At 65.6% G+C, this 4,163-nt stretch carries 3 protein-coding genes; all 3 read right to left on the bottom strand.

Translation table 11 applies throughout. From position 1 onward, the window contains the following. Positions 1-505: 505 nt before the first annotated feature. Positions 506-2,032, bottom strand: a complete 1,527-nt coding sequence (locus AC5JJ6_RS01770; RefSeq protein ID WP_496040395.1) for a methyl-accepting chemotaxis protein — start codon at positions 2,030-2,032, stop codon at positions 506-508. Positions 2,033-2,039: 7 nt separating this feature from the next. Beyond that, positions 2,040-2,564 (bottom strand): PAS domain-containing protein, encoded by a 525-nt coding sequence (locus AC5JJ6_RS01765; protein WP_496040394.1) that lies wholly within the window; start codon positions 2,562-2,564, stop codon positions 2,040-2,042. A 76-nt stretch (positions 2,565-2,640) separates the two neighbouring features. Further along, positions 2,641-4,134 carry a response regulator gene (locus AC5JJ6_RS01760; protein ID WP_496040393.1) on the bottom strand — a complete coding sequence of 498 codons (1,494 nt, stop codon included), beginning with the start codon at positions 4,132-4,134 and terminating at the stop codon, positions 2,641-2,643. Positions 4,135-4,163: the final 29 nt, after the last annotated feature.

Genomic DNA, 4,163 nt, shown 5'->3' with positions numbered 1-4,163 from the left:
CAATTTTGTGCCTCATACCGCACCAAACCGTGCCGCCGCCTGCGCATCCCTTCTCAAATCATCAACTTGTCAAAGATCCAGGCAACCCCGAAACCGGGATCGCAACCGCCAAAGCGGAGAATTCTCGAACCGGGAGGCAACGACGATCCGCCCAATCGCTTGGTGCGGTGATCGATCATCTTGTCCCGGAGAACCGTTGAACCGGCGATCTGTTGTCCGCCGTTCGTGGCCTCTATCTAGCCGTCCCAACCGCCGCTGTCAAGCTATTCGGTGAAACTTTTTTGACACTCACATCCAAACCGAAGTCTGGATGCTGATCTTACATAGATACCGGGTTAAACTTACGCCGGCAAATGACTCCGCTTACTTAAGCTGACTCATCTGCCGTCGGCTGAATACTCAGTCTATGGAAGATCCCCATTTGGTCTTGTCCAGCTTTGGGCCGGGCCGTTCCTGGTGGGAGGCGCCTTATATGTGAGCTGCACGGGACTGTCCAGATGAAATCTTAACGCACCTGCATTTTCCGAACGGCGCCTCGATCCACTCCATAGCCGGCGTCACGGCGGAAAAAGGCCATGAGGTCGCTCAGGTGGCCGGCCTGCCCGGTCAGGGTGCGCGCGGCTTCGGCGCTCTGGTCGGCGAGATCGGCGTTGCTCTGCGTCATCGTGTCCATGTCGGCGACGGCGCCGTTGATCTGCTCCAGGCCGACGGCCTGCTCGCGGGTGGCGCTGACGATCCCGGTGGTCCGGTCGGCGACGATCGTGACGGCAGACGCGATCTCGTCCAGGGCACGGCCGGCGGCGGTGACGAGGTCGACGCCGCTGGCGACCTGGCTGCCGCTCTCCTGAAGCAGCCGCTTGATGTCGCCGGACGCATCGGAAGCGCGGCGCGCCAGCATGCGGACCTCCGCCGCGACGATGGCGAAGCCCCTGCCCTCCTCCCCGGCCCGGGCGGCCTCCACGGCGGCGTTGAGCGCCAGGAGGTTGGTCTGGAAGGCTATCTCGTCCATCAGGCCGATGATGTCGGTGACCCGCTTGGACGACTGCTCGATCCTGTGCATGGCGCCGACGGCGTCGCCTGCGACCTTGCCGGCCGATCCGGCCAGGCTGAGCGCCTCGTCGACGGCGCGGGTCACTTCCGCCGCGTTCTCGGCATTGCTGCGCACAGAGGCGGTGAGCTGCTGCATGGCGGCTGCCGTGCGTTCCAGGTGTTCCGCCTGATTTTCCGTGCTGCCGGAGAGCGCGCGGCTGCCGTCGGCCACTCCGGTAGCCGTCTCGTCGATGCTGTCGGCGGCGTCGCCGATCTCGGCGACGATCCGGGCCAGCTCGTCGGCCATGCGGTTGGTGTTGGACTTGATCGTGGCGAAGACGCCCTGGAAATCATCCTCGATCCGGCGGCCAAGGTCGCCGTGGGAGATCGCCGAGAGCACGCCGTCGATCGCCGCCAGACTGGAGCGGACGGTCGAGGTCAGGTCGTTGATGCCGTTGCACAGCCGGGCCATCGAACCGTCGGCCGGCTTGAGCGTGCGCGCGAAATCGCCGCGCGACGCCGCTTCGACCAGATCGGTAATGTCGTGCTCGACCTCGATCAGCACCCGGTCGCGTTCGGCCATGTCGTCGACGGAGCGGTTGATCGTCTCGGCTACCGCGCGGTAGCAGCCTTTGAGGCCGGTCACCGTGACCTTGCGGTAATAGAGCTTGCGGCTGGCGTGGTCCATCGCCGCCCCTACTTCCCGGCTGAAGCAGTCGGCCAGATCCAGGACGTCGTTGATCCGGAGGAACAGGGTCCCGAGAGAACCGCCTTCCGGTACCGCCGTGATGCGGCGGTCGTAGTCGCCGATCGCCGATTCGTCGCAGACCTCCAGCGCCCGCGCTATCGCCCGCTCCACCCTGCCGACCAGGACGACGATGGCGAGCGCCGCCGGCAGCAGCAGGAGCGAAGGGACCGCCAGCCACCACGCGGGAGCCGGATCGCCGAGGAACGGCAGAAGGATGCCGGCGGATGCCGTCAGCGCCGCCGCAAGGCCGAGCATCCGGATCCTAGAGAGAGAGGACGAACGTGTCATAGTCACACCCCTTCTGCTCCAGGACCTTCATGAGCAGCGCCGTCGAAGCCGCGATACCCTCGCGCCGGTCGGCGGTGCGGGTCTCGATCTCGATCATGGCGTCGTAGAGGCCCTGGGCCGCCGCGACCGCGTCGCGCCGTGCCCAGCGCCGGAACGAGTGGTAGCCGGTGATGGCGCCCGTCTTGTCGAAGCTGGGCGTCACGTGGGCGAAGACCCAGTAGTGGTCGCCGTCGCGCGCGAGGTTCTTGACGTAGGCGAAGATCTCCCGGCCGCCGGCGATCGTTTCCCAAAGCAGCTTGAAGACGGCGCGCGGCATGCCGGGATGGCGGATCATGCTGTGCGGCTGACCGAGGACGTCTTCCTCCGCATAACCCGCGATCCTCAGGAAGACCGAGTTGGCGTAGGTGATCCTGCCCCGGAGATCGGTCTTGCTGACGATGATTTCATCTTCGCCGAAGACCCGTTCGCGCCCGGTGGGGGCGGCAGTCGGTCGCGCCATGCGATCACTCCCCTTGCTACCCGCACCGGTATAGCGATCGCCAATTATATTGTATTTGATTTAAGTCAACAGGGATTCAGTCGAACTCGAACAGCGTGCGGGGCAGAGCCAGCGTAATTACGACGCGATCCCCTTCCTCGTGCATGTTCAACCTTGCATCGAGCTGGTTGACGAGCGCCGACATCACGGTCGTTCCCAGGGCGGAATGGCCGCCGATCTGGAACGGCGAAGGCGCCGCCGGCGGGCGGGGGAAGGCGAAGCGGAGAACGATCCCGACGCCGTCGGGGAGGATCGAGACGTCCAGCCCCTTGCCGGCTCCCGGCCCATCGCCGGATGACGGGGCGGCAGGCGCCTTCAGATCCGACGCCGTGAACAGGATCTCGCCGATCACCAGCCCCAGCGGACCGGCCATGTCGAGTTCCAGCGACAGCGTCCCGACATCGACCGCGCGCCTGAGATGGCGGGACGCGTCGAAGCCGCCGATGAGATTGGTGCAGAGATCGACCAGATAGGAGTCGAACTGGACGCTGGTGATGCGACTCGGGCCGAGCAGGTTGCGGAACAGGAGGCCGAGGCCGTCGATCCTCTGCTGGGTGCGGCGGAACCCGTGCCGCAACTCCCCCTCCGGCATGCCGATGGTCTGAAGATAAAGGACCGTGCTGATGACCTGAAGGTTGTTGCGGACGCGGTGATGAAGCTCGCGCAGGAGCACCTGGCTTTCGGCAAGCGCGTCCCTCAGCGCGTTCTCCATGTCGCGGCGGGTCGTTATGTCGTGCGTCACCATCGAGAATCCCGCCAAACGCCCGGTCTCGTCACGCATGGACGTGACCAGGATGTCGGCATGGAAGCGGGAACCGTCCTTGCGAACCCTGACATGTTCGCCATGGACGCTGCCGTCGGAGGCCGCGGATTTGAGCATCGCCGCCACTCCCGAGGAGCCGGCCCCGGCGCCGTCGGCGGGATCGAGCCTCCAGGCAGGCTGTCCCAGGATCTCCTGTTCGGAATACCCCAGCAGCCGCTCCGCCCCGGTGTTCCAGCTGGTCACCCGGCCGGCGGGATCGAGCATCACGATGGCATAATCGCGGACCCCTTCCACCAGCAGGCGGAAGCGCTCCTCGCTTTCCCGCACGGTCTGGCGGTGGATCACCAGCTGCTGGGCGCGCAGACGCAGCAGGTTGCGGGCACGGGTCTGGAACTCCCACGGATCGACCGGGCTGAGGATGAAGTCGGTGGCGCCCGCTTCCAGCGCTTCGCGCCGGATCTCGTGGTCCTCGTAGGCGGTCACGACGATCACCGGGACGTCGGCGGTAGCGGGCCGCCCCCGCAGGTTCCGGATGAAGCCGGCCCCGTCCATCAGCGGCATCTTGAAATCGGTGATGACGAGGTCCGGCACGGTGCGGGCACAGGCCTCCAGCGCATCGACCGGGTTGGGGAAGGCGGAGACCGTGATGTCGTCGCCGACCGAGGAGGCGAATTTGGTCAGAATCTTGCGGTTGACGCTGCGGTCGTCGATGATGAAGACCTCGGCGCCCAGGATCGAGACCCCGGTTTCTGACAGGGAAACCCTCAAGCAACTCACCCTAATGCCTGTCCCTCTGT

The organism is Skermanella sp. (assembly GCF_059503625.1).
The sequence above is the reverse complement of the archived record's forward strand: the minus strand, read 5'-3'. Positions and strand labels throughout refer to the sequence as shown.